The organism is Janthinobacterium sp. P210005, assembly GCF_036231865.1.
Classification (GTDB): Bacteria; Pseudomonadota; Gammaproteobacteria; order Burkholderiales; family Burkholderiaceae_D; genus Janthinobacterium; species Janthinobacterium kumbetense.
The window spans coordinates 111,294-133,363 of sequence record NZ_JAZARC010000009.1 but is presented as its reverse complement, the minus strand read 5'-3'; the positions used below and the strand labels follow the sequence as shown (position 1 = coordinate 133,363).

Genomic DNA, 22,070 nt, shown 5'->3' with positions numbered 1-22,070 from the left:
TCACCGTGCAAGGCGCTTTTTTTATCTTTTCGCAATCCACAGGCGAAAAAAAAGGAGCCGCAGCTCCTTTTTCGTACCGGCATGGCTGCGCTTATGCAGTCGCTTCGCCGCCCAGGGCTTCGACCACGTCGGCCATCAGCTTGCTCAGTTCGCCCGTCATCAGCATCACGTCGCCGTCGAAACGCTCTTCGTCGTTCTTCGTGCTCGATTCCGTTTCCTTGATCACGTCCAGCGGCTTGACGCTCTTGATGGCCAGCGATTCCGTCAGCACGAACGAAATCTTGTCGTTCCACGTCATGGCCAGGCGCGTGCACTGCTTGCCGGCCGCGATGTGGCGGCGCACGTCATCCGCTTCCAGGGTGTGGCGCACGTAGCGCACGGTGGCCTTGCTCTCGCCCGTGGCGCGCAATTCCGTATCCATGTCGACCGTGAAGCCGGCCGGCGCATCGTCCGCCTGCAGCCATTCCGTCATCACCGCCACGGGCGAGCGCTGCACGCGCAGGCTTTCCAGCGGCAATTTATCCACGGCCTTGAGCAGCAGCTTGATGACTTCATCGGCTTTCGCCGGGCTGGCGGCATCGACCACCAGCCAGCCATTGACGGGGTCGATCCACGTCCAGACGTTGCTGCGGATGCTGAAGGCGCGCGGCAACAGCTCGTCGGCCACGCGTTCCTTCAATTCCTTCATGGCTTTCTTGCCTGGTGCAAAGCCTTGCGCTTCTTCCATCTCGGCGGCGCGGGCCTTGGCCACCTGGTTGATGACGGTCGCTGGCAACAGTTTCTTTTCCGTGCCCAGCAAGATCAGCATCTGCTTGTTGACCACGTGGACCAGGCCGCCATTCGGGCGTGGCGTATCCCAGCCCTGGCGCATCAGATCCATGCTGGTCGCCGGCGTAAATTTGTTCGAGGACAAGGCCTCTTCCAGTTGTTCTGGCGTATAGGCCCATGGTGCGGGCAGGCGGTAAATCTGAAGATTCTTGAACCACATAGTTTTTGTCTTCCGTTTGTTTCAGTAGTGCCAGGGGAACGCCATTCTACACTTTCGACACGGGAATGCCGTCAAAAGCGCGGACTGGCGCGGTGTTGTTGATGCGTGGGGAATGCCGCTACAGGGCGGGAAACAGCTCCGCCTGGGCCGGCGCCTGCCGCATCGCGATGGCCGGATCGGACAAGGTCGAGATACGCACGCCCAGCAGGCGGATTTTCTTTTCAAATGGCACGCGCCGCAAGCAATCGCGGCTGGCCCGCAGGATGGCGGCGGCGTCCGCCGTGGCGCTGGGCAAGGTGATGTCGCGCGTGACGGTGCTGAAATCCTCGAAACGCAGCTTGATGCCCACCGTGCGCCCCGCCAGCGACTGTTTATCCAGGTCGCCCGCCACCCGCGTGCACAGGCTTTCCAGCTTTTCCGACAGCGTGGCGCGGTCGCGCACCACCTGCAAGTCGCGCTCGAACGTCGTTTCGCGGCTGACGGACTTGGTTTCCCGGCTCGTCTGCACGGGCCGCTCGTCGATGCCCAGCGCCGCCTGGCGCAGCCAGCCCGTGTACAGGTCGCCAAACTGCGTGCGCAGCATGGCCAGGTCGGCTTGCGCCAGCTCGCCGATGGTGATGATGCCCAGGGCTTCCAGCTTGGCCGTCGCCTTCGGGCCGATGCCGTTGATCTTTTTCGCCGGCAAGGGCCACACGCGCGTGGCGATATCCTCGGGCGACAAAATGGTGAGCCCGTCGGGTTTTTCCAGGTCGGAACAGATTTTCGCCAGCAATTTGTTGGGCGCCAGGCCAATCGAGCACGACAGGCCCGTCGCCTCGAACACGGCCGCCTTCAGGCGCGCCGCCATGGCTGGCGCCTGCGCGCCGTGTTCCGTCAGGTCGACATAGATTTCATCGATGCCCACGTTCTGGATGATGGGGCACAACTGGGCCACGGCTTGCTTGAAGCGGGCCGAATACTCGCGGTAGGCCTCGAAATCGGCCGGCAGCAAGATGCTGTCGGGCGCCAGCCTGGCCGCCTTCATGATGCCCATGGCGGAAAACACGCCGAACGCGCGCGCCGCGTAGGTCGACGTGGTGACGACGCCGCGCCCCACGTAATCGCGCATGCGCGCAAACTGCCGCGTGCCGTCAATCTGCAGCACGGGCTGCTGCAGGCGCCCGCCGCCGATGACGACGGCTTCGCCGCGCAATTCCGGATATTTCAACAGTTCCACGGAGGCGAAGAAGGCGTCCATGTCCAGGTGGGCGATCCAGCGGCGCGCGGCGGGTGCTTCGGCAAGTGTGGGGGCAGATGGAATCAAAAAACACCTCGCGGCGGATCGGCTTGCCTTCATTGCGGCAAGATACTGTGCATACATACAGTATTACCGGAAATGACCGCGGATGCAAGTTGAAACGCACGGGACCCGATGGCGACGATCAGCGGTTGCTTTTCTCAATAGCAAGATTACAATCCTGACACAACTATTCAAAGGAGTTGCCTTGTCCACAGCACATCATGCCTTGCGCCGCCGGTCCGTCTGGTCATCCATCCTGCCGGCCCTGCTACTGTCCACGCTGGCGCCATCCGCGCTGGCCGCCGACACCACCACCACCATCGCCACGGTCGCCGCCCCCGTCGCCGCCAAGACAGCCTGGCAGGAAACGCGCCACGGCACGGTCGTCACGGACGACTACCGCTGGCTGCAAAAGAAAGCCGATCCTGCCGTGATCGACTACCTGAATGCGGAAAACGCCTACACGGCCGCCGTCACGGCGCCGATCCAGCCGCTGGCCGACAAGGTAACGGCGGAAGTCAAGGGACGCATGCAGGAAGTGGACTTGTCCGTGCCTGCGCGCCAGGGCAATTTCTACTATTACACGCGCATGGAAGCGGGCAAGCAATATCCGATTCACTGCCGCCGCCCCGTCGGCGCCAGCGGCGCCTATGATGCGCAGGCGGCAGAGGAAGTCTTGCTGGATCAGAATCAATTGGCCGAAGGCCACAAATTCTTTGCCGTGCGCGCCTTCAGCATCAGCCCGAATGAACAGTTGCTGGCCTACACCACCGACACGACGGGTTTTCGCCAGTACGAGCTGCATGTCAAGGATTTGAAAACGGGCAAGTTGCTGGGCGACAGCATGCCGCGCGTGACATCGCTGGCCTGGGCGGCGGATAACGCCACCCTGATGCTGGCACAGGAAGACGCCACCACCAAGCGCTCGGACCGCTTGTTCCGCCTGGCCCTGGGCGGTGCGCCGCAACAGGTCTACCACGAGCCGGTGGAGCAGTTCGCCATCAACGTGGGCCGCACGCGCGACAAGCAATTCTTCGTGCTCACCTCGGGCAGCACGGACACGAGCGAAGTGCTGCTGCTGCCAACGAGCAAGCCGCAAGGCACGTTCCAATCCGTGCTGAAACGTGAAAAAGGCCACCGCTACGGCATCGAGCACCGCGACGGCCAGTTGTATATTCTGACCAACAAGGGGGCGAAGAATTTCCGTGTCGTCAGCGCGCCGCTGTCTGCGCCGCAGCCGAAGAACTGGAAGCCCGTCGTGCCGCATAACAAAGATGCCGTGATCCAGTCCATCGACGTCTTCCAGGGTTACCTGGTGGTGATGGAAAAGGCACGCGCCCTGAACCGCGCCCGCATCTTTGATTTTGCGCAAAAGAACTGGAAGGCAGTGCAATTCGACGACCCCGTCTACCTGGCCACGGCGGCCGGCACGCCGGAGTTTTCCGCCACGCAATTTCGCATGTCCTACCAGTCACCCGTCACGCCGCCCACCGTCATCGACGTCAGCATGCAGGACGGCAAGCGCACGGTGCTGAAGCAGCAGGAAATCGTCGGCGGCTTCGACAGCAGCCGCTACACCACGCAGCGCTTGTGGGTGAAGGCGCGCGATGGCGTGCAAGTGCCGCTGTGGGTCGTCTACAAGAAAGGCGTCAAGCTCGACGGTTCCGCGCCGCTGCTGCTGTACTCGTACGGCTCCTACGGCATTTCCACGGAAGCCACTTTTTCCATCAGCCGCATCAGCCTGCTGGAACGGGGCGTCATCTATGCGCAGGCGCATATCCGCGGCGGCACCGACATGGGCGAAGCCTGGCATGAAGACGGCATGCTGATGAAGAAGAAAAACACCTTCCATGACTTCATCGACAGCGCCGACTACCTGGTGCGCGAAAAATGGACCAGCCCGAACCGCCTCATCATCCAGGGCGGCAGCGCGGGCGGCTTGCTGATGGGCGCCGTCGTCAACATGCGCCCCGACCTGTTCCACGCCGTGCACGCGGCCGTACCGTTTGTCGACGTGATGAACACCATGATGGACGCCAGCCTGCCCCTGACGACGGGCGAGTACCTGGAATGGGGCGACCCGAACCAGAAGGCCGCGTACGACTACATGCTCAGCTACTCGCCGTATGACAACATTGCGCGCAAGAACTATCCCGCCATGCTGGTGACGACGGGCCTGAACGACAGCCAGGTCATGTACTGGGAACCGGCAAAATATGTGGCCAAGCTGCGCGCGTATAAAACGGACAGCAATCCCCTGCTGCTGAAAACGAATATGGGTGCCGGCCACGGCGGCGCGTCGGGCCGCTATAACGCCATCGCCGAGAATGCGTTCAATATGGCGTGGATGCTGTCGCAATGGGGCATCACAGAGTAAAGTGAAAAAAGCGCTTGCACAAGGATTTTACCCGTCCTATAATAGCGCCTCTTCCAGACGTGGTGACAAACGTCGGGATGGTTTTCTGAGACAAGCAACGGGTGCTTAGCTCAGTTGGTAGAGCGGCGCCCTTACAAGGCGTAGGTCGGGAGTTCGAGCCTCTCAGCACCCACCAAATCAGAAAACTGTCCAGTGCTTCATGGATCAGCAATACAGATCATACGAGCTTGGAGTGGTAGTTCAGTTGGTTAGAATACCGGCCTGTCACGTCGGGGGTCGCGGGTTCGAGTCCCGTCCGCTCCGCCAATAAAAGAAAAGCCCTTTGGTTCCTGGAACCGAAGGGCTTTTCCCATTTCAGAAGCCAAAAACACGTCCATCCCCCCTCGCCTGAACATTTTTGCGCTTTTCAGCAAAAAAACTACCATTCCCCCTCAAGAATAGTTGCACAAGCATGAAAGCGCCCCCTATAATAGTGCCTCTTCCAGACGTGGTGACAAACGTCGGGATAGTTTTCTGGGTATGCGGGTGCTTAGCTCAGTTGGTAGAGCGGCGCCCTTACAAGGCGTAGGTCGGGAGTTCGAGCCTCTCAGCACCCACCACCAAACAGAAAATTATCCAGTGCTTCATGGATCAGCAACACAGATCATACGAGCTTGGAGTGGTAGTTCAGTTGGTTAGAATACCGGCCTGTCACGTCGGGGGTCGCGGGTTCGAGTCCCGTCCGCTCCGCCAATAAAAGAAAAGCCCTTTGGTTCCTGGAACCGAAGGGCTTTTCCCATTGTGGGAGCGCAAATGCACTAGAATCAGCGCTCTTGCCGACTCCGCCGTTCCTGCCTGATGCGCCTGCCCCGCAGCTTTTCCCCCTACCTCGCCCTGCGCTTGCGCCTGGCCCATCATGCTTTGCTGCAATTTGCCGCCAGCCTGGCCAGTTCCATGGAAATTCTCGTGTTCCTGGCCGGTCCCGTCCTGCTGGGCCTGCTCAGCGTCATCGCCCTGCCGGGATTTCTCGCCATGAACCTGCCCTGGCCAGCGGCCCTGGGCTTGCTGGCGGCGCAAGTACTGCTGACATGCCTGCCCGCCTGGCTGCTGCGCAAGCGATTGTTGCCTGCCGCCACCGCCGCGTGGCTGCGCCAGCTGCCCTTGCCGCGCCACCTGCGCTGGCAAGCCGACATCGCCGTCGCCGGCCTGCTGATGCTGCCGCTGGGCCTCGCCTATGCCGTCTCGGCCACCATCTGGCTGCTGCAGTCGCCGCCCTGGCTGCGCCCCGTTGCCGCGCCCGGCATGGCCGCCACCCTCGCCGTCTGGCTGCTGGCGTGGCTGCTGACGGCGCGCATCGTGGCGCAACGCCTGCGCGCGCCGCGGCCCGCCCACAGGGCGCGTGCGCCCACGATGACGGCGTATGTGCCGCAACGGCCCCGCTGGCGCACGATATTCCTGTGGCGCCAGCTGTTCTGGCTGCCGTTCTGGCGCAATGAAAACGTGATCGGCCTGCAGCAAAGCGTGCTGCTGGCCACGGCTGGCGCCAGCATGCTGGCCTGGCTGCTGCGCGCGCCGCTCGTGCCCGCGCCGCTGCTCGGTTTGCTGGCCAGCGCCAGCCTGGTCATCGTGACGGACCGGGGCGACAAGGCCGTGCGCGAACAGATCGCCGTGCTGCGCCCCGCATTGGACGCCTGGCCCCTGGCCAGCACGGCCCTGACGCGCCTGGCCTGCGCCGCCAGCCTGCTGCCCGCCTTTGCCGTGCTGCTGGGCGCTGGCATCTTGCTGTATTGCATCGATCCAGCCGCCCTGCAGCGGCGCGTGACCTGCGTCTACGCCCTCACCGCCAGCGCGGCCCTGCTGGCCATCGTCGGCCTGTCCCGCCTGACGCCGCGCGGGCGCGTCGCCCTCGTCGTTTTCTCCATCCTTGCCTTGAGCGCCATCGGAAGCGAATTATGGAATTGAACCTGCCTACTCCCGTGCTGCACCTCGAGCACCTCGATTTTCACTTCCCCACGCACAGCGTCTTCCAGGGCTACAACCAGCAATTCGGCCCCGGCGTCACCTGGCTGCGCGGCGCGAACGGCGCCGGCAAGACAACCCTGCTGAAGCTGGCGGGCGGCGCCCTGCTGCCCGCGCGCGGCGCCATCCGCCTCGATGACGTCGACAGCGTCGCCATGCCGCTGGCCTACCGTGCCCAGACCTTCTATTGCGGCGGCGACACGCCCGCCCTGCCCTGGCTGCAAGTGCACGAGTTTCTCGACCTGCACCTGGCCCTGTACCCAGGCAGCGACCAGTCGCTGCTGAACGCGGAATTGCACGCCTTTGCCATGACATCAACCTTGCAGCAAAGCATCACCGCCCTCTCGCTGGGCCAGCATAAAAAACTGCAACTGGCCCTGGCCCTGGCCTTGCCCGTGCGCCTGCTGCTGATCGACGAACCGTTCAACGGCCTCGACGCGGCCGCCATGGCGCACCTGCGCGCGCGCCTGGCCGAACCGTCCCGCCTGGCGCGCCAATGCATCGTGCTGACCAGCCATTTGGCGCCGGACGTGCCGCTGGCGGCGACACTGGAAATATAGACAGGAAATACAGCTTTGCAGATCGACCAAGGACAGCTTACGATGCCGTGTTGCAAAAACCGGCGATCCCGGTGCAGCCATTACCCATAACACGGCGCGCTTATTCACCGCGCCTGGCTTATTCTTGGAGATTACTATGTTGAACACCCACCGCCGCGCCCTGGCGATTTTGTGCGCCGCCTTCGCCACCTCGGCCATCGCGGCCGGCCCCACGGGCACGGCCGCCGACTATGGCAGCAGCGCCCCGCACGCCGCCGCCCAGCGCACCATCGAACTGCAGGCCGACGCCCGCCACATCAACGTCACGCACGGCGAAACCGTCACCATCGCGCGCGCCGGCCAGCGTTTTACGTGGCACGTGCACACCTTCAACAACAGGACCGTCTTCGCCCTGGCCGACATCGCGCCGAAGGACATGCCCGTCGATGGCATTCAGGTGTATGTGGCCGGCAATCCGCTGTACGCGGGCAGCTAAGTTTCTTCTGTGCATAAAAAAACCGGAACCCCCTTGCGGCAGTTCCGGTTTTTTCTTGATACGGCTCAATAGTTACGCCGTCAGTGCTTCCTTGGCGGCAGACTCTTCGACCACTTCCTCATCGTCCGAGCGGATCAGGTGGTCAAAGGCGGACAGGGCTGCCTTGGCGCCTTCGCCGGTGGCGATGATGATCTGCTTGTACGGCACCGTGGTGACGTCGCCTGCCGCAAACACGCCGGGGATCGAGGTCTGGCCGCGGGCATCGACTTCGATTTCGCCGTGGCGCGACAACGCTACCGTGCCCTTCAGCCATTCCGTGTTCGGCACCAGGCCGATTTGCACGAAGACGCCTTCCAGCTCGACCTTCTTCGATTCGCCGCTGACCCGGTCCGTGTAGCTCAGGCCATTGACGATCTTGCCGTCACCGTGGATCTCGGTGGTTTGCGCCGAGGTGATCACGGTCACGTTAGGCAAGCTGTGCAGCTTACGTTGCAGCACCGCATCGGCGCGCAATTCCGCGCCGAACTCGATCAGGGTCACGTGTTTCACGAGGCCGGCCAGGTCGATCGCCGCTTCCACGCCCGAGTTGCCGCCGCCGATCACGGCCACGCGCTTGCCCTTGAACAGCGGGCCATCGCAGTGCGGGCAGTAGGCGACACCGTGGTTGCGGTATTCCTTCTCGCCCGGCACGTTGATTTCGCGCCAGCGGGCGCCGGTGGCCAGGATGACGGTCTTGGCTTTCAGGATCGCGCCATTCGCCGTTTCGATCTGCACCAATTTGCCCGGCGTCAATTTCGCGGCGCGCTGGGTGTTCATGATGTCGACTTCGTATTCCTTGACGTGCTGTTCCAGCGCCATGGCGAACTTCGGACCATCCGTTTCCTTGACGGAAATAAAATTCTCGATGGCAAGGGTGTCGAGCACCTGACCGCCGAAACGCTCGGCCAGCACGCCCGTCTTGATGCCTTTGCGGGCCGCGTAGATGGCCGCTGCCGCGCCGGCAGGGCCGCCGCCGACGATCAGCACGTCAAAGACATCTTTCTTGTTCAGCGCTTCGGCCTGGCGGGCGCCGGCGTTGGTGTCGAGCTTGGCGAGGATTTCCTCCACATTCGTGCGGCCCTGGCCGAAGTGTTCACCGTTCAGGAACATCATCGGCACGGCCATGATCTGGCGCGCTTCCACTTCTTGCGGGAACACGCCGCCATCGATGGTGGTGACCTTGATGCGCGGGTTGATCACGGCCATGGCATTCAATGCCTGCACCACTTCCGGGCAGTTATGGCAGGAGAGCGAAATAAACGTTTCAAACTCGTAATCGCCGTCGAGGTTGCGGATCTGCTCGATCACGGCATCGTCGAACTTGATGGTGTGACCGCCCACTTGCAGCAGCGCCAGCACCAGCGAGGTAAATTCATGGCCCAGCGGCACACCGGCGAACCGCACGCCGATATCGGTGCCTGGGCGGTTGATGCTGAACGACGGGGTCCGTACGCCAGCGTCAGTGCGCTCGACCAGCGTGATCTTGTCGCTCAACAGGACTATTTCCTGGAGCAATTCTTTCATCTCGCGGGCTTTTGCGCTGTCATCGAGAGAAGCGACCAACTCAAGCGGATACACCACTTTTTCCAGGTAGGATTTCAGTTGGGTTTTGAGGGTGGCGTCTAACATGATGTTTTCCTTTTCTACAAATATTTAGGCGAATGCCGGGCCGGACACCCGGTCCGGCATCGCGGTAACTACTTGTTTGCTGCTAGATGTTGCAAGGTTTCAAGACTTAGATCTTGCCAACCAGGTCCAGCGATGGGGTCAGGGTCGCTGCGCCTTCCGTCCATTTGGCTGGGCACACTTCGCCTGGGTGGTTCGCCACGTACTGAGCGGCTTTGACTTTGCGCAACAGTTCCGCTGCGTCACGGCCGATGCCGTTGTCATGCACTTCCAGCACTTTGATGAAGCCGTCAGGATTGATGACGAAGGTACCGCGCAGTGCCAGGCCTTCTTCTTCGATCATGACTTCGAAGTTGCGCGACAGGGCGCCGGTCGGGTCGCCGATCAGTGCGTATTGCACTTTCTTGATCGCGTCCGAGGTGTCGTGCCAGGCTTTGTGCGCGAAGTGGGTATCGGTCGAGATACCGTAGACATCGACGCCCAGTTTCTGGAATTCAGCGTGGTGATCGGCCAGATCTTCCAGTTCGGTTGGGCAAACGAAGGTGAAGTCGGCTGGGTAGAAGACGAATACCGACCACTTGCCTTTCAGCGACGCTTCCGTCAGGTCGACGAATTTGCCATTGTGGTAAGCGGTTGCCTTGAATGGTTTAACTTGGGTATTGATCAGCGACATAGTCATTTCCTCTCGTGTGGTGAATCAGTAAGACTCTAGTGTAAGGGGTTTTAACCCATATGCAAAATTGATTGTCACAATAGTTTCAATTAGTTTTAGCTATCATGACGCCATGGGAACTCCATGATAGGCAGTTCCCACGGGATTGGATAGCGGTGACAGTGGATACCCCTGCCGCCGCCAGGTGTTCAGTTCTTAGTTTTTCAGCTCTTCCGGTACCTTGCCGCCGTTTTCCGCCAGCTTGATCATCACCTGGCGGTGCAGCCAGATATTCATGCTGGCCGAATCGTTGGTGTCGCCCGTGAAATGAAGCTCTTGTGCCAGTTCCTTGCGCGAAGCCAGGCTGCTGTCCAGTTGAAGCAGTTTCATCAGGTCAACGATGGACGTGCGCCAATTGAGTTTTTCCGCGTTCTTGCTGGCCAGGTCGACCAGCACCACTTCCACGTCCACCACCGGCACGGCAGCCGCTGGTGCAGCGGCCGGTGCGGCGGCCGCTGGCGCGTCGGTAGCGGCGGCTGGCGTGGCTGCCGGGGCAGCGTCGGACGAATGGTGGAAGATCTTGTTGTAGATATTGCTGAAAATGCCCATGAGGTCACCTCGAGTTGAGTGAATGGAAGAAATACTGCCTGCGCTCCCGGTGTAGGTACCGGTGACAGCAAAGCCGGGCGCAGGCGCCAGCCCGTCGAGTATAAGCCCGTTCAAGCCGGGAGCCCTGTCCCGCAGGCGTGCATGCCATCTGGTGGCAGGCGATGCCTGTTTCAAGGGTGCAAGGGCCGCTGCGCGCGCAGCAGCGCATCGAACGCTTCGATGGCCAGCGGCGGCGCAAACAGCTCGCCTTGCGCAAAATCGCAGCCGATCTCCAGCAGCCGCGCGCGCTGCTCATCGGTCTCCACCCCTTCGGCAATCACCCGCAAGCCCAGCTTATGGGCCATGGTGACGATGGCTTCGCACAGCACCAGCTCGCTGGCGCCTGGCGCCAGCTTGCGCACCAGCACGCCGTCGAGCTTCAGGTAATCGATGCCGCATTGCTGCAATTGCGTCAGCGAAGCATGGCCGCTGCCGAAGTCGTCCAGGGCGATCTGCAAGCCCGCTTCGCGCAAGTGCTGCAAGCGTGGCGCCATGCTGGTGCCGCCAGGTAAAAGCACATCTTCACGCATGTCGAGCACGATGGCCGAGGCCGGCACACCGAGCGCCGCCAGCTGGCGCAGCCAGGTGCCGGGCGCCTCGACTTCGCGCTGCAATTCCAGCGACGACTGGTTCAGGCACAGTTGCAGCCCCGGCAAGCCGATGGCATGGCCCTGCGCACGCCAATGCAGCAGTTGCGCCGCCGCCGTGCACAGCACCCAATCGCCGATCTCCACGATCAGGCCGCTGCTTTCGGCCAGCGCGAGGAAATCCGGCGGGCACACGAGGCCCCGCTGCGGATGGTGCCAGCGCAGCAAGGCTTCCGCCTTCTCGATGCGTCCGCCATGCAACGCGACGATGGGCTGGTAATATAGCTGCATCTGCTGTTCGCGCAGGGCCGTGCGCAAGTCCGCTCCCAGGCGCATGCGGTTGACGGCCGCCACCTGCATGGCGGGCGTAAAGTAGCTGTAGCGGTTGCGCCCCGCCCCTTTCGACACATACATGGCCTGGTCCGCATGCTTGAGCAATTCCTCGATGGTGCCCGCGTCATCCGGATACAGGGTGATGCCGATCGAGGCCGAAACGAACGCCTGCTCCTGCCCCAGCAGGAATGGCGCCAGCAAGCCGTCGAGTATCTGCCGCGCGATGCGGTCGACTTGCTGCAGATCATCGAGGTCGGACAGGATCACCGTGAATTCATCGCCGCCCAGGCGCGCCACCGTGTCCGTCTCGCGCACGCCCACGCGGATGCGCCGCGCCGCCTCGATCAGCAGGATATCGCCCTGGTGGTGGCCGAGGGTGTCGTTGACTTCCTTGAAATGGTCGAGGTCGATGAACAGGATAGCCACGCGGCTCGTATCGCGCCGCCCCTGGGCCAGCGCCTGGCGCAGGCGTTCGTGGAACATGCGCCGGTTCGGCAATTGCGTCAGGGTATCGAAGTTGGCTTGCTGCCAGATCAGCGCTTCCGTTTGCCGCTTGTCCGTCACGTCTTCCAGCATGCACAGGTGGTGCGGGCCGCCATGGCGCGCCGTGGCGATGGCCGTCACCGAAGCGTCGACCCACACCACGCCGCCATCGGGCCGGACGATCCGCTTGGCGTGGCGAAAGCCCTGCAGGCTACGCGCCAGCAATTGCGCCACCTGCTCCTGCTCGCCGGGCACATCGTCGGGATGGCTGATTTCCATCCAGCTCGTTTGCTTCATGTGTTCCAGGCTGCGCCCGCTGATGGCCAGGTAGCGTGGATTGATGTCGAGAAACTGTCCGCTCACGGTATCGATCAGGGCGATGCCCATGGGCGCTTCCTCGAACATGGTGCGAAAGCGCAATTCCCCCTGGCGGATGGTTTCCTCCGTGCGACGGCGCTCGCGGGCCAGGTTGTTGAAGTGAAAGGCCGCCGACACGGCCAGCAAGCTGCCCGCCAGGCCCAGCGACAGGTATAACCAGCCCAGGTCGGCGCCCGGCACGGGGCGATACAGGAAACCCTTGTAGGCGCGGCTGTCCGTGGCATTGCGCGGCAGCACGCCCATGCTGGCATACGTGTCGGCGATGTGCTTCCAGCGCTGGGGATTCATGTAGCCGAGCTCCACCAGCACGGGCTGCAGCAGCAATTCCATCTGCTGCGCCTCGTACAGCAGGTGCGCGCGGTCGTGGCGCTGGCTGTACTTGACGTGGATCAGTTGCGCCATTTCCTCGCGGTGCGCCATCGCGTATTGCCAGCCGCGCAGGCTGGCCGCGCGGAACGCTTTCACGCGCTCGGGATGGCGGCGCAATTCATGCTCGCTGGTAAACAGGTTGTCGCCGTAGAAATCGATGCCGGCCGTGCGCGGCGTGAACTGGTAATAGGGAAAGCCCGCCCGGTCCAGGTAGTCCGGTTCGTTGGTGGAATACGCGGCGACGGCGTCGACCTTGCCATCGATCAAATCCTCGATGCGGTAGCTGGGCGGCAAGTGGCGCATCTGCTGCGGCGCGACGCCCATTTTCGCCAGGAACAGCGACACTTCATCGGCGGCAAGGGCCACGTCGCCGGCCGCACCGATCATCACGGGCGCCCCCACCAGCTTGCGCACGTCGGGCGCGCCGCCCTGCTGGCGCATCAGCAGCACGCTGGGCGAATGCTGGAACACGACGGCCAGCACCACCAGGGGCTTGCCGGCCAGGCGGCTGAGCAACAAGGTGCTGTTGCCCACGCCATACTCGGCCTGGCCCGCCAGCACGGCCGCCTCGGCCAGCGGCCCGCCGCCGCCTTCGACCAGCCTGACTTCCAGCCCCGCCTCGCGGTAATAGCCTTGCTCGATGGCCGCGTAATAACCGGCAAACTGGAACTGGTGCGTGAAATTGAGTTGCAGGGTAACGGGTTCCAGCGCCCGGGCTGGTGTGGGCAGGCACAGCAGCAGGAAGACAAAGCCGCGCCAGGCGCGCGCCAGCCTGCCGGCGAGCGGCAAGACAAGGCGGAAAGCGTCGCGGGCTTTCATCGGCATGGCGGAACACCACAGGAAGCTGCCGAGCTGGCAGGGGTAAGGCTATTGTAGCCGCCCCTTTTGCCAATGGATAACTATTTCAGTGAGGACAATAGCGTTGATGTTTTTGGCAAACAATGTCGCCATTGTTTGCGCTAGAACACGACGCCGGCCACCAAAATGATGTTGGCGTACGGACTGCACTCGCCCGTGCGCACGATGGCGCGCGCGCCCTTGCTCAATTGCTTGAACTCCTCATGCGTCACCTGGCGCGCATCGGGCAAAGCCAGGGCTGCCACCTGCGCCGCCATGGCCGGATTGTGCTGCGGCAACTCGCTGGCGAGCAAATGGTATTCCACCTGCATTTCAGTCAATACCGTGTTGACGGTATCGATGAAGCCGGGGATGCCGCGCGTCAGGGCCAGGTCGATCAGGGGCACGCCCGGCTGCGACGGCAAGCCCGCGTCGCCGATGACGAGCATGTCGCCATGGCCGAGCGACGCGATCAGTTGCGACAGTGCGATATTAAGCAGCGGTGATTTTTTCATGGGCGTCGTGTCGTTAGAACAGCTCGTGCAAGTGGGGAATCGAGGTTTGCGCGCCCGGCTTGGTGACGCTCCAGGCGGCCGCGCGCTGGCCTTGCTGGATCGCTTCCGCCTCGTCCATGCCGGACGCCAGGCCCGCCACAAAACCGCCGATGAAGGTGTCGCCGGCGGCCGTCGTGTCGACGGCTTGCACCACTTCGGCGGGGAAGGTGTAATCGCCGCCGTACAGGGCCGCGTGCACGCCCTTGGAACCGAGGGTAATGATGACGTTGTCGCTACCCAGCTTTTGCAGCGCGGCGGCCAGCGCCTTGGCATCCGCGCCATCCGGGCTGACGCCGGCCAGCATGGCCGCTTCGATTTCATTCGGAATCAGGTAGTCGACCAGTTCCAGCACGCCATCCGGCAAGCTGGCCGCCGGGGCCGGGTTCAGCACCACGGTCTTGCCCAGCGAACGGGCCAGCTTGATCGCATGCACGACGGTGGCCATCGGCGTTTCCAGCTGCAGCACGACGATATCGGCCTGTTCGATCAAACCTTGCGCCGCATCAATGTGTGCAGGGCTCAACAGATCGTTGGCGCCGCCGGCGATGACGATGCTGTTCTGGCCATTGTCATCGACGAGAATCGAGGCGATGCCGGACGCCACGCCCGGCAAGGTGGTGATGTGGCTGTCGATGATGCCGTCGCCGACGAGCGCCGCGCGCAACGTCGCGCCGAACGCGTCGTCGCCCACGCAGCCGACCATGGCCACTTGCTGGGCGCCCGCCACTTTGCCGCTCAGGCGCGCGCAGGCCACGGCCTGGTTGGCGCCCTTGCCGCCAGGAATGGTGCGAAAGGCGCCGCCCGTCAGGGTTTCGCCGGGGAGGGGCATGCGCGGCACGCGCAAGACCAGGTCCATATTGATGCTGCCGATAACCACGATCATGATGTCATTCCCATCAGTTCAGTTGCAGGTGAAGAAGTAGGTGCGGAAGAAGGTAGCGTGACGGCCGCGCTGGAGCCGCGCACGTGCAGCTCCGGGGCGATGCTGCGCTGCTGGCGCGGCAAGGCGGGGTCGGCGATGCGCGCCAGCAGGCAGGCGGCCGTGATGCGGCCCAGTTCGCGCGTATTTTGCGCCACGCTGGTCAGGGCCGGATGCACGAAGCTGGCCAGGTCGATATCGTCGAAGCCGACGACGGCCAGTTCGCCCGGCACGGCAATGCCCCGCTCGGCGGCGGCGCGCAAGGCGCCAAAGGCCATCAGGTCATTGCAGCAGAACAAGGCATCGGGGCGCTGGTCTGGCGGCAGCGCCAGCAAGTCCAGCGCGGCCGCATAGCCGCCCGCGCTCGTAAAATCGCTGTGGCGGCACAGGGCGTCGGCCAGGGCCACGCCGGCGTCCGCCATGGCGCTGCGCACGCCGGCTATGCGGTCGTTGGAAATGCTCACTTCGCGGGGACCGGCGATGCAGGCGAGGCGCCGGCGTCCCAGGCCCAGCAAATGGCGCGCGGCCAGCACGCCGCCGGCGCGGTTGTCGACGGCCACAGCATCAATGGACAGGTCGCTGGGCGCGCGGTCGAGCAACACGGCCGGCACCTTCATCTTGCGCAGCAATTCGCCGTCGCTGTCGGCCAGCGCGGACAAAATCAGGCCGTCGCAGCGCTTGGTCAGCAGCACGTTCAGGTAATCGCGCTGCTTGACGGGGTCGTCATCGGAATTGCACAAAATGACGCTGTAGCCGGCCGCGTAGCAGCTGTCCTCGATGCCGCGCGCCACTTCCGAAAAATACGGGTTCGTATTATTCGGAATGATCAGGCCGATGGTGCCCGTGCTGCGGCTGCGCAGGGAACGCGCCAGCGCGCTGGGCACGTAATGCAATTGCTCCGCCGCCGCCAGCACGGCGCGGCGCGCCTCGTCGCTGACGGGGCGGGTATTGTTGAGGACGTGCGACACGGTGGTAAACGACACCCCCGCCGCCTGCGCCACTTGCTTGATGGTTGCCATGGGCGATGTGGCGCTTAGGCGCGTTCGCCGCGGCGGCGGTAGGTGTCGAGCACCACGGCGGCGACGATCACCAGGCCCGTGACGATGCGTTTCACGGGTTCCGACACGCCCACTTGCGCCAGGCCCGCTTCCAGCACGGAAATGATCAACACGCCGATAAAGGTGCTGATGACGGAACCGCGCCCGCCCATCAGGCTCGTGCCGCCGATCACCACGGCGGCGATCACTTGCAATTCCATGCCCACGCCGCCGTTCGGGTCGGCCGCTTCCAGGCGCGACACCTGGAACAGCGCGCCCACGCCGGCCAGAAAGCCCATCAGGGCGAACACCAGCACCTTCGACGGTTTTGTATTGATGCCGGACAAACGCACGGCTTCCTCGTTCGTGCCGATGCCGATCCAGTGGCGGCCCAGCACCGTGCGCGTGAGCACCAGGTGGCCGATGACGACGATGGCGATCGAGGCGATGAAGGCGGGCGACAGGCCGAACGCGATTGGCGAGCTGATGCCGTCAACGGCGCTGCCGATGTATTCCGTGCGCGAGTTCGTCACTTGATACGCCATGCCGCGCGCCATTTCCAGCACGCCCAGCGAGACGATGAACGAGGGAATGCGCCAGCCGACGGAAATGAGGCCCGTGGTGGCGCCGCACAGGGCGGCGACGAACATGCCCAGCAGGGCCGCGCTCCACACGGGCCAACCCCAGTGCACGACGGCCAGCGACAGCACGGACGCGGCCAGCGCCATGACGGAACCGACGGACAGGTCGATGCCGCCGATGATCAGCACGAACGTCATGCCGACGGCCATCACCACCAGGGTGGGAATATTGTTCGACAGGGTGCTCAGGGTGGCGAGCGTGAAGAAGTTTTCGCTGGCAAACGAGAACAGCACGCACATGGCGACCAGGGCGCCGATCAGGCCCGCATAGTTTTTCAGGTCGGCCAGGCTGCGCTGCAGATACGAAGGAGAGGAGTTGGTGGTCATGGGAATCTTTCCGGCGGATCAGGCCGCAGCTGGAGTGGAAGTGGGGGTCAAATAGCCGGAGAAGGCGGCCGACAGCAGCGCGTCCTGGCTCCAGGCGCCGCGCTCGAAGGTGTCGACGATGCTGCCGGCGCTCATGACGGCGATGCGGTCGCAGATCAGCATCAGTTCGCGCAAGTCGCTCGAGACGATGACGAGGCCCTTGCCCTGGCGCGCCTGTTCGGCCAGCACCTGATAAATATCAAACTTGGCGCCGATATCGATGCCGCGCGTGGGCTCGTCGAACAGCATGACGGGGCAGTCGCGGTACAGCCAGCGGGCGATCACCACCTTTTGCTGGTTGCCGCCAGACAATTCGGCCACCGTTTGCGCGCTGTTGCGCGAGCGGATGCCCAGGCGCTGGATATAGTCGTCGGCCACCGTCGCTTCGGCCGCGTCGTTGAGCCAGCCAGCGCCGCTGACGGTGTCGAGCGAGGCCAAAGTCGTGTTGACGGCGATGGACTGGCGCAACAGCAAGCCTTGGCCCTTGCGGTCTTCCGTGATCATGGCGATGCCCGCTTGCACGGCGGCCTGCGGCGAGTGCAAGGCGGCGGGCGTTGCGCTGTCGCCGAGGAACACGTCACCGGCGTCGGCGCGGTCGGCACCGAAAATCAGGCGCAGCAATTCCGTGCGGCCCGAGCCGATCAAGCCGGCGATGCCGAGGATTTCGCCGGCGCGCAAGTCGAACGAGGTGGGGTTGACGACCTTGCCGCGCGCCAGGCCCCGCACGCGCAGCAGCGGTGCGCCGATGGTGCGGCCGCTCAGGTCGACGGCGTCGTCGGCCGAGCGGCCCACCATCAGGCTGACCAGGTCGGCTGCGGAGTGGCCCGCGATATCGTCGTCGCACACGAGCTGGCCGTCGCGCAGCACGGCGATGCGGTCGGCCACGCGCTTGAGTTCTTCCAGGCGGTGGGAAATATAGATGATGCACACGCCTTCGGCTTTCAGGCGTTCGATCTGCAGGAACAGCAATTCCACTTCGCGGTGCGTCAGCATGGCCGTCGGTTCATCGAGCACCAGCAGGCGGCAAGCGCCAATTAAATTGCGCGCGATCTCGATCATCTGCTGGTGGCCGATCCCCAGTTCGCCGACCAAAGTCCACGGGTCGAGGCCGCCCAATCCCACTTTTTCCATCTGTTCGCGCGCGTCGCGCTCAAGACGCGTACGGTCGATGAAGCCGAAACGCTGCGGCAAATTCTTCAGGTACAGGTTTTCCGCGATCGACAGGGTGGGAATCAGGTTGAGTTCCTGCATCACCATGCGGATGCCCAGCGCCTCGGCCGCGCCGCGCGAGGCGGGCTGGTAAGGCTTGCCGTCGAGCAGCATCGTGCCCGTGGTGGCTTGCTCCAGGCCGCAGATGATCTTCGACAAGGTGCTCTTGCCCGCGCCGTTTTCGCCCGTCAGCGCCAGCACCTGGCCAGGGGCGAAGCGCAGGCCCACGCCACCGAGGACGGGGCCGACATAGGACTTGCCGATGTTATCGAGCGTTAACAAGGGGATGGCGGCTGGCGCCGGGGGAATGTCGGTGGGCATGATAAAACTCCGCGGTAGTGGCGGCGGGGCCGGCGGCGCCTGCTCGGTGAGCAAGCGGGCGCCGGCCCCGGCGGGATCAAACGATCAGGACTTGGCGCCCTTGGCGACCAGTTCGACCTTGGTTTCGATGACGCCACCAAGCTCGGCCTGTTTCTTCTTCTGCGCCAGGGCTTTCAGCACGGTCTCGATGCCGAACACGGCTTGTTGCGAACCGAACTGGTCGGCGGTAGCCAGCACGCGGCCATCGGCCAGCATCGGCTTGATGGCGTTGATGTTGTCGTAGCCGACGACGAGCACTTTGCCCGTCTTGCCGGCCGCCTTGATGGCGGAAATGGCGCCGATGGCCATGTTGTCGTTACCGCACAGCAAAGCCTTGATATTCGGATTGGCGTTCAGCATGGCGGCCGCCACCGTGTTGGCGGGGGCGATTTCCCACTGGCCCGACTGCACGCTGACGACTTTCGCACCGGCTGCCGTCATGGCGTCCTGGAAACCCAGGGTGCGCTGCTGCGCGTTGTAGGTGGTGGACACGCCTTCGATGATGCCGACGGGGTCGCCCTTCTTGATTTGCTGCGCCAAGTAGTCGCCGACGACCTTGGCGCCCTTGCGGTTGTCCGGGCCGACGAACGGCACGGTGATGCCCTTCTCTTTCAGGGCGCCCGCGTCGAGCTTGTTGTCGATATTGACGACGATGATGCCCGCGTCGATGGCTTTTTTCAGCACCGGCACCAGCGCTTTCGAGTCGGCCGGCGCGATCACCAGCGCATTGACGCGCGAGACGATCATTTGCTCGACCAGCTTGATCTGGCTCGACGTATCCGTTTCATCCTTGATGCCGTTCGACAGCAGGTCGTACTTGGCGGCATTCGCCTTCTGATGCGCCTTGGCGCCATTTTCCATGGTCAGGAAAAATTCGTTGGCGAGCGACTTCATCACCAGCGCCACCTTTGGTTTGGCAGGTGTCTGCGCCATCGCCGGCACGGCGGGCAAGGCACATACCAGGACAGCGGCGGCAATCATTTTCAGGCGAATACGGGATGTCATGAGCGTCTCCAGAGTTGTTGGTCAAGCACGTGTACTGCATGCTTTTTAGGAAATTCGTTGCGCGCAAACGTTTGCGCGAAGCGAATAGTGCCTCAATGCCCCATATCAGTGCAAGCAAAACTGTATGTGCGGTGCAGCAAAAAGGGAGCGCCCAGAGGGAAACAGGCAGGCTGATGCCATCAGCCTGCCGGAGGGAAATACGCGGAAGTCAGGACTTTGTTGCGGGACGGGCGCTGGCCCACTGCACCGCCAGCACGCTGGCCAGCACCAGCAGCAAGCCCAGCATCGACCAGCCCGTCATGGCCTGGCCCAGCAAGGCCCAGCCCAGCACGACGGCCATCAGGGGGCTGAGCAAGCCCAGCGAGGACACGGCCACGGGCGACAGGCGGGCGATGCCGCGGAACCACAAGGCATACGCCAGCAGGGCGCCGGCCAGGCACAGGTAGGCGTAGGCCAGGACTTGCTGCCAGGACAGTGCCGGCAAGGGCGCGTCGGCCAGCCAGGCGACGGGCGCCAGCATCAGGCCGCCGAGCAGCAATTGCCAGCCCGTCAGCGCCAGCACGGGCAAGTCCGGCTTCCAGCGCCGCGTCAGATAGGTGCCGGCCGCCATGCAGGCCGTGCCGCCCAGCGCGGCGGCGATGCCGATGGGTTCCCACACCGTGCGCGGCGACAACAGCAAGACGCCCATGCCGGCCACGCCCAGCACGCTGGCGCCCAGGGCCAGGCGGGCCGGGCGGCGTCCTTCCACGCCCCAGGCGAGCCCCATCACCAGCAGCGGCTGGATGGCCCCCACCACGGCCGCCAAGCCGCCCGGCAAGCGGTAGGCGGCCACGAACAGCAGCGCCTGGAACACGCCGATATTCAGCGCGGACAGGATCAGCACGCGGCCCCAGTCGCGCCGTGCGGGCAGGCGCCGCATCAGCAGCAGCAACAGCAAGCCGGCCGGCAACACGCGGATCAGGGCCGCCGTGAAGGGACGGTGCGGCGGAAGCAGTTCGGACGTGACGATATACGTGGAACCCCAGATCAGGGGCGCCAGCGCCGTGAGCAGAATATCGCCCCAGGCGGGGCGGGCAAAGGAAGAGGTCATGAAACTATCTCGACATTAAGATAAAAGACCAGTGTGGGCGCGAACTATCTTGATGTCAAGATAAATACCTGCCTCCCTTGCCTGGCAGGCGGCGTAAAAAAACCCGGCATGGCCGGGCTTCTGGAATGCTGCAAGGCGGCAAGCTGCGCCGGCTGGACAGCTGCCTAATCGCGCATGCGGCGCAGGGTCGTCACCCGCATGCCGCCCATGCTGATCTGCGCCGTGTTGCCGTCGTCGCTGACGATAATGTCCATGGCCGTTTCGCCCGCGCCTTCCGGTGCGATCGTCACGGTATTGCCGTTGGTGGTGAAGGTGGCCTTGGTCGAAGTCCCGTTATTGATCACGCTGTCGCGTGTAAATTCCAGGACATTGCCCATCGCCGCCTGCCATTTCCCCACCGCCGGGTGGCCGCCAAAGCTGAACACGCTTTTCAGCTTGTCCAGCATGCCCGCGCCCTGCCCTGCCCGCGCTTTGCCCATCACACCGGTCATGGCCGCCTGGCTCATCTGCGCTTGGTCGATGACTTGCCACTGCTTGTCGACCAGCGCCAGCGGCAGCCGCACTTCCAGGTCGCCGTCCGGCAAGCGTTGCAGGATCAATGCGCGGTCCGGCGACTTGGCGAACCACGCCGCCTCATCGGTCAACGCCAGGGTGGCCTTGGCCATCGCCACTTGCTGTTCGCCCAGGTCGCGCACCTGATCGTAGCCGCTGACCTTGGCCACTTTCACGCCCTTGGCCACGCACAGCTTGTCGCCGCGCAAGGCCGCCTTGCCCGGCGCGGCCAGCGCGTAGACGAATTGCGATTGCGCAACCCAGCCGCCGCTGCTTTGTTCGACGGGAGTGTTGTACAGCCCGCTACGCACGAGGATATCCAGCCATTGCCGAGTGGAACTGTCGTACGACGCCACGCGGATCTCTTCCTTCTGATACGGCAAGTTGGCAAGGCACAGCAACTTGTCGCGCGCCGCCTCGTCGGCCGCCAGGTGGGCATCGATGGCACGGCTGAAACTGCTGGACGAAGCTGCCTCTGGCGCCAGCAACCACGCCAGCGCGCCACCGGCCACGACGACCACCGCCAGCACGCCGCCGGCAAGGAGGAGGTGGCGCCGCTGCACACCGGCTGGCTTGACGGGCGCGACGGGTGCCGGCGCAGGTGCGGGCGACGGCGCGGCGTTCACGGCCTTGCCGCATTCATCGCAAAAACGCGCGCCGGGAACATGGGCGGTGCCGCATTGGGTGCAGAAGTGAGCCATGGCGTGC

18 protein-coding genes and 4 tRNA genes are annotated in these 22,070 nt (G+C 63.7%); 8 read left to right on the top strand and 14 right to left on the bottom strand.

Annotation, left to right across the window (positions count from 1 at the left end; translation table 11 throughout):
* Nucleotides 1-91 precede the first annotated feature (91 nt).
* Both VPH40_RS27320 and dinB read right to left on the bottom strand, forming a co-directional pair.
* Nucleotides 92-988, bottom strand: a complete 897-nt coding sequence (locus tag VPH40_RS27320) for a recombination-associated protein RdgC (RefSeq protein ID WP_034754435.1) — start codon at nucleotides 986-988, stop codon at nucleotides 92-94.
* A 118-nt stretch (nucleotides 989-1,106) separates the two neighbouring features.
* Nucleotides 1,107-2,291 (bottom strand): DNA polymerase IV, encoded by a 1,185-nt coding sequence (dinB, locus tag VPH40_RS27315; RefSeq protein ID WP_328574982.1) that lies wholly within the window; start codon nucleotides 2,289-2,291, stop codon nucleotides 1,107-1,109.
* Between the two features lie 181 nt (nucleotides 2,292-2,472).
* On the opposite strand from dinB, the gene VPH40_RS27310 reads away from it, so the two are divergent.
* The 8 genes from VPH40_RS27310 (at nucleotide 2,473) to VPH40_RS27275 (ending at nucleotide 7,677) form a co-directional block, all read left to right on the top strand.
* Nucleotides 2,473-4,644 (top strand): S9 family peptidase, encoded by a 2,172-nt coding sequence (locus tag VPH40_RS27310; RefSeq protein ID WP_328574981.1) that lies wholly within the window; start codon nucleotides 2,473-2,475, stop codon nucleotides 4,642-4,644.
* Nucleotides 4,645-4,743: 99 nt separating this feature from the next.
* Nucleotides 4,744-4,819 (top strand) — tRNA-Val (locus tag VPH40_RS27305).
* Nucleotides 4,820-4,873: 54 nt separating this feature from the next.
* Nucleotides 4,874-4,950 (top strand) — tRNA-Asp (locus VPH40_RS27300).
* A gap of 217 nt (nucleotides 4,951-5,167) precedes the next feature.
* A tRNA-Val gene (locus tag VPH40_RS27295) sits at nucleotides 5,168-5,243 on the top strand.
* Between the two features lie 56 nt (nucleotides 5,244-5,299).
* Nucleotides 5,300-5,376, top strand: a tRNA-Asp gene (locus VPH40_RS27290).
* 105 nt (nucleotides 5,377-5,481) lie between these two features.
* Nucleotides 5,482-6,585, top strand: coding sequence for a hypothetical protein (locus tag VPH40_RS27285; RefSeq protein ID WP_328574980.1), 1,104 nt, complete (start codon nucleotides 5,482-5,484; stop codon nucleotides 6,583-6,585).
* Nucleotides 6,576-7,202, top strand: a complete 627-nt coding sequence (locus VPH40_RS27280; protein WP_328574979.1) for an ABC transporter ATP-binding protein — start codon at nucleotides 6,576-6,578, stop codon at nucleotides 7,200-7,202. Before VPH40_RS27285 ends, VPH40_RS27280 begins: the two co-directional genes overlap by 10 nt.
* Nucleotides 7,203-7,338: 136 nt before the next feature.
* The gene (locus tag VPH40_RS27275) at nucleotides 7,339-7,677 is read left to right on the top strand and encodes a CzcE family metal-binding protein (RefSeq protein ID WP_305063396.1); all 339 of its coding nucleotides are present in this window, start codon (nucleotides 7,339-7,341) and stop codon (nucleotides 7,675-7,677) included.
* A gap of 72 nt (nucleotides 7,678-7,749) precedes the next feature.
* Here VPH40_RS27275 and ahpF read toward each other — a convergent pair whose 3' ends face one another.
* The 12 genes from ahpF to VPH40_RS27215 form a co-directional block, all read right to left on the bottom strand.
* Nucleotides 7,750-9,345 (bottom strand): alkyl hydroperoxide reductase subunit F, encoded by a 1,596-nt coding sequence (ahpF, locus tag VPH40_RS27270; RefSeq protein WP_099666110.1) that lies wholly within the window; start codon nucleotides 9,343-9,345, stop codon nucleotides 7,750-7,752.
* Nucleotides 9,346-9,451: 106 nt separating this feature from the next.
* Complete coding sequence (ahpC, locus tag VPH40_RS27265; RefSeq protein ID WP_077398190.1) at nucleotides 9,452-10,015, bottom strand: alkyl hydroperoxide reductase subunit C; 564 nt, start codon at nucleotides 10,013-10,015, stop codon at nucleotides 9,452-9,454.
* Between the two features lie 195 nt (nucleotides 10,016-10,210).
* Nucleotides 10,211-10,603 (bottom strand): DUF3597 domain-containing protein, encoded by a 393-nt coding sequence (locus VPH40_RS27260; RefSeq protein ID WP_099666109.1) that lies wholly within the window; start codon nucleotides 10,601-10,603, stop codon nucleotides 10,211-10,213.
* A gap of 170 nt (nucleotides 10,604-10,773) precedes the next feature.
* Nucleotides 10,774-13,617: an EAL domain-containing protein gene (locus tag VPH40_RS27255; RefSeq protein ID WP_328574978.1), complete on the bottom strand. Its 2,844-nt coding sequence runs from the start codon at nucleotides 13,615-13,617 to the stop codon at nucleotides 10,774-10,776.
* A gap of 134 nt (nucleotides 13,618-13,751) precedes the next feature.
* A complete protein-coding gene (gene rbsD, locus VPH40_RS27250) occupies nucleotides 13,752-14,144 on the bottom strand; it encodes a D-ribose pyranase (protein ID WP_230506466.1) in 393 nt (130 codons plus the stop codon).
* A 13-nt stretch (nucleotides 14,145-14,157) separates the two neighbouring features.
* Nucleotides 14,158-15,066, bottom strand: coding sequence for a ribokinase (gene rbsK, locus VPH40_RS27245; protein ID WP_289906992.1), 909 nt, complete (start codon nucleotides 15,064-15,066; stop codon nucleotides 14,158-14,160).
* Nucleotides 15,063-16,121, bottom strand: a complete 1,059-nt coding sequence (locus VPH40_RS27240) for a LacI family DNA-binding transcriptional regulator (protein WP_328574977.1) — start codon at nucleotides 16,119-16,121, stop codon at nucleotides 15,063-15,065. Before VPH40_RS27240 ends, rbsK begins: the two co-directional genes overlap by 4 nt.
* Before the next feature lie 14 nt (nucleotides 16,122-16,135).
* A complete protein-coding gene (locus VPH40_RS27235) occupies nucleotides 16,136-17,107 on the bottom strand; it encodes an ABC transporter permease (protein WP_099666105.1) in 972 nt (323 codons plus the stop codon).
* An 18-nt stretch (nucleotides 17,108-17,125) separates the two neighbouring features.
* Entirely contained in the window at nucleotides 17,126-18,676 is a 1,551-nt protein-coding gene (locus VPH40_RS27230) for a sugar ABC transporter ATP-binding protein (RefSeq protein WP_099666104.1), read from the bottom strand.
* Between the two features lie 84 nt (nucleotides 18,677-18,760).
* Entirely contained in the window at nucleotides 18,761-19,720 is a 960-nt protein-coding gene (locus tag VPH40_RS27225; RefSeq protein WP_369811642.1) for a sugar ABC transporter substrate-binding protein, read from the bottom strand.
* 208 nt (nucleotides 19,721-19,928) lie between these two features.
* Nucleotides 19,929-20,810, bottom strand: a complete 882-nt coding sequence (locus tag VPH40_RS27220) for an EamA family transporter (RefSeq protein WP_289900535.1) — start codon at nucleotides 20,808-20,810, stop codon at nucleotides 19,929-19,931.
* Nucleotides 20,811-20,974: 164 nt separating this feature from the next.
* Nucleotides 20,975-22,063 carry a zinc ribbon domain-containing protein gene (locus VPH40_RS27215; protein WP_328574976.1) on the bottom strand — a complete coding sequence of 363 codons (1,089 nt, stop codon included), beginning with the start codon at nucleotides 22,061-22,063 and terminating at the stop codon, nucleotides 20,975-20,977.
* Between the last annotated feature and the right edge of the window lie 7 nt (nucleotides 22,064-22,070).

Excerpts from the sequence above, each read along its gene's own strand:
- VPH40_RS27320 (WP_034754435.1), bottom strand. The coding sequence starts at position 988 with ATGTGGTTCAAGAATCTTCAGATTTACCGCCTGCCCGCACCATGGGCC.
- VPH40_RS27285 (WP_328574980.1), top strand. The coding sequence starts at position 5,482 with ATGCGCCTGCCCCGCAGCTTTTCCCCCTACCTCGCCCTGCGCTTGCGC.
- VPH40_RS27280 (WP_328574979.1), top strand. The coding sequence starts at position 6,576 with ATGGAATTGAACCTGCCTACTCCCGTGCTGCACCTCGAGCACCTCGAT.
- VPH40_RS27275 (WP_305063396.1), top strand. The coding sequence starts at position 7,339 with ATGTTGAACACCCACCGCCGCGCCCTGGCGATTTTGTGCGCCGCCTTC.
- ahpF (WP_099666110.1), bottom strand. The coding sequence starts at position 9,345 with ATGTTAGACGCCACCCTCAAAACCCAACTGAAATCCTACCTGGAAAAA.
- ahpC (WP_077398190.1), bottom strand. The coding sequence starts at position 10,015 with ATGTCGCTGATCAATACCCAAGTTAAACCATTCAAGGCAACCGCTTAC.
- VPH40_RS27260 (WP_099666109.1), bottom strand. The coding sequence starts at position 10,603 with ATGGGCATTTTCAGCAATATCTACAACAAGATCTTCCACCATTCGTCC.
- VPH40_RS27255 (WP_328574978.1), bottom strand. The coding sequence starts at position 13,617 with ATGCCGATGAAAGCCCGCGACGCTTTCCGCCTTGTCTTGCCGCTCGCC.
- rbsD (WP_230506466.1), bottom strand. The coding sequence starts at position 14,144 with ATGAAAAAATCACCGCTGCTTAATATCGCACTGTCGCAACTGATCGCG.
- rbsK (WP_289906992.1), bottom strand. The coding sequence starts at position 15,066 with ATGATCGTGGTTATCGGCAGCATCAATATGGACCTGGTCTTGCGCGTG.
- VPH40_RS27240 (WP_328574977.1), bottom strand. The coding sequence starts at position 16,121 with ATGGCAACCATCAAGCAAGTGGCGCAGGCGGCGGGGGTGTCGTTTACC.
- VPH40_RS27235 (WP_099666105.1), bottom strand. The coding sequence starts at position 17,107 with ATGACCACCAACTCCTCTCCTTCGTATCTGCAGCGCAGCCTGGCCGAC.
- VPH40_RS27230 (WP_099666104.1), bottom strand. The coding sequence starts at position 18,676 with ATGCCCACCGACATTCCCCCGGCGCCAGCCGCCATCCCCTTGTTAACG.
- VPH40_RS27225 (WP_369811642.1), bottom strand. The coding sequence starts at position 19,720 with ATGACATCCCGTATTCGCCTGAAAATGATTGCCGCCGCTGTCCTGGTA.
- VPH40_RS27220 (WP_289900535.1), bottom strand. The coding sequence starts at position 20,810 with ATGACCTCTTCCTTTGCCCGCCCCGCCTGGGGCGATATTCTGCTCACG.
- VPH40_RS27215 (WP_328574976.1), bottom strand. The coding sequence starts at position 22,063 with ATGGCTCACTTCTGCACCCAATGCGGCACCGCCCATGTTCCCGGCGCG.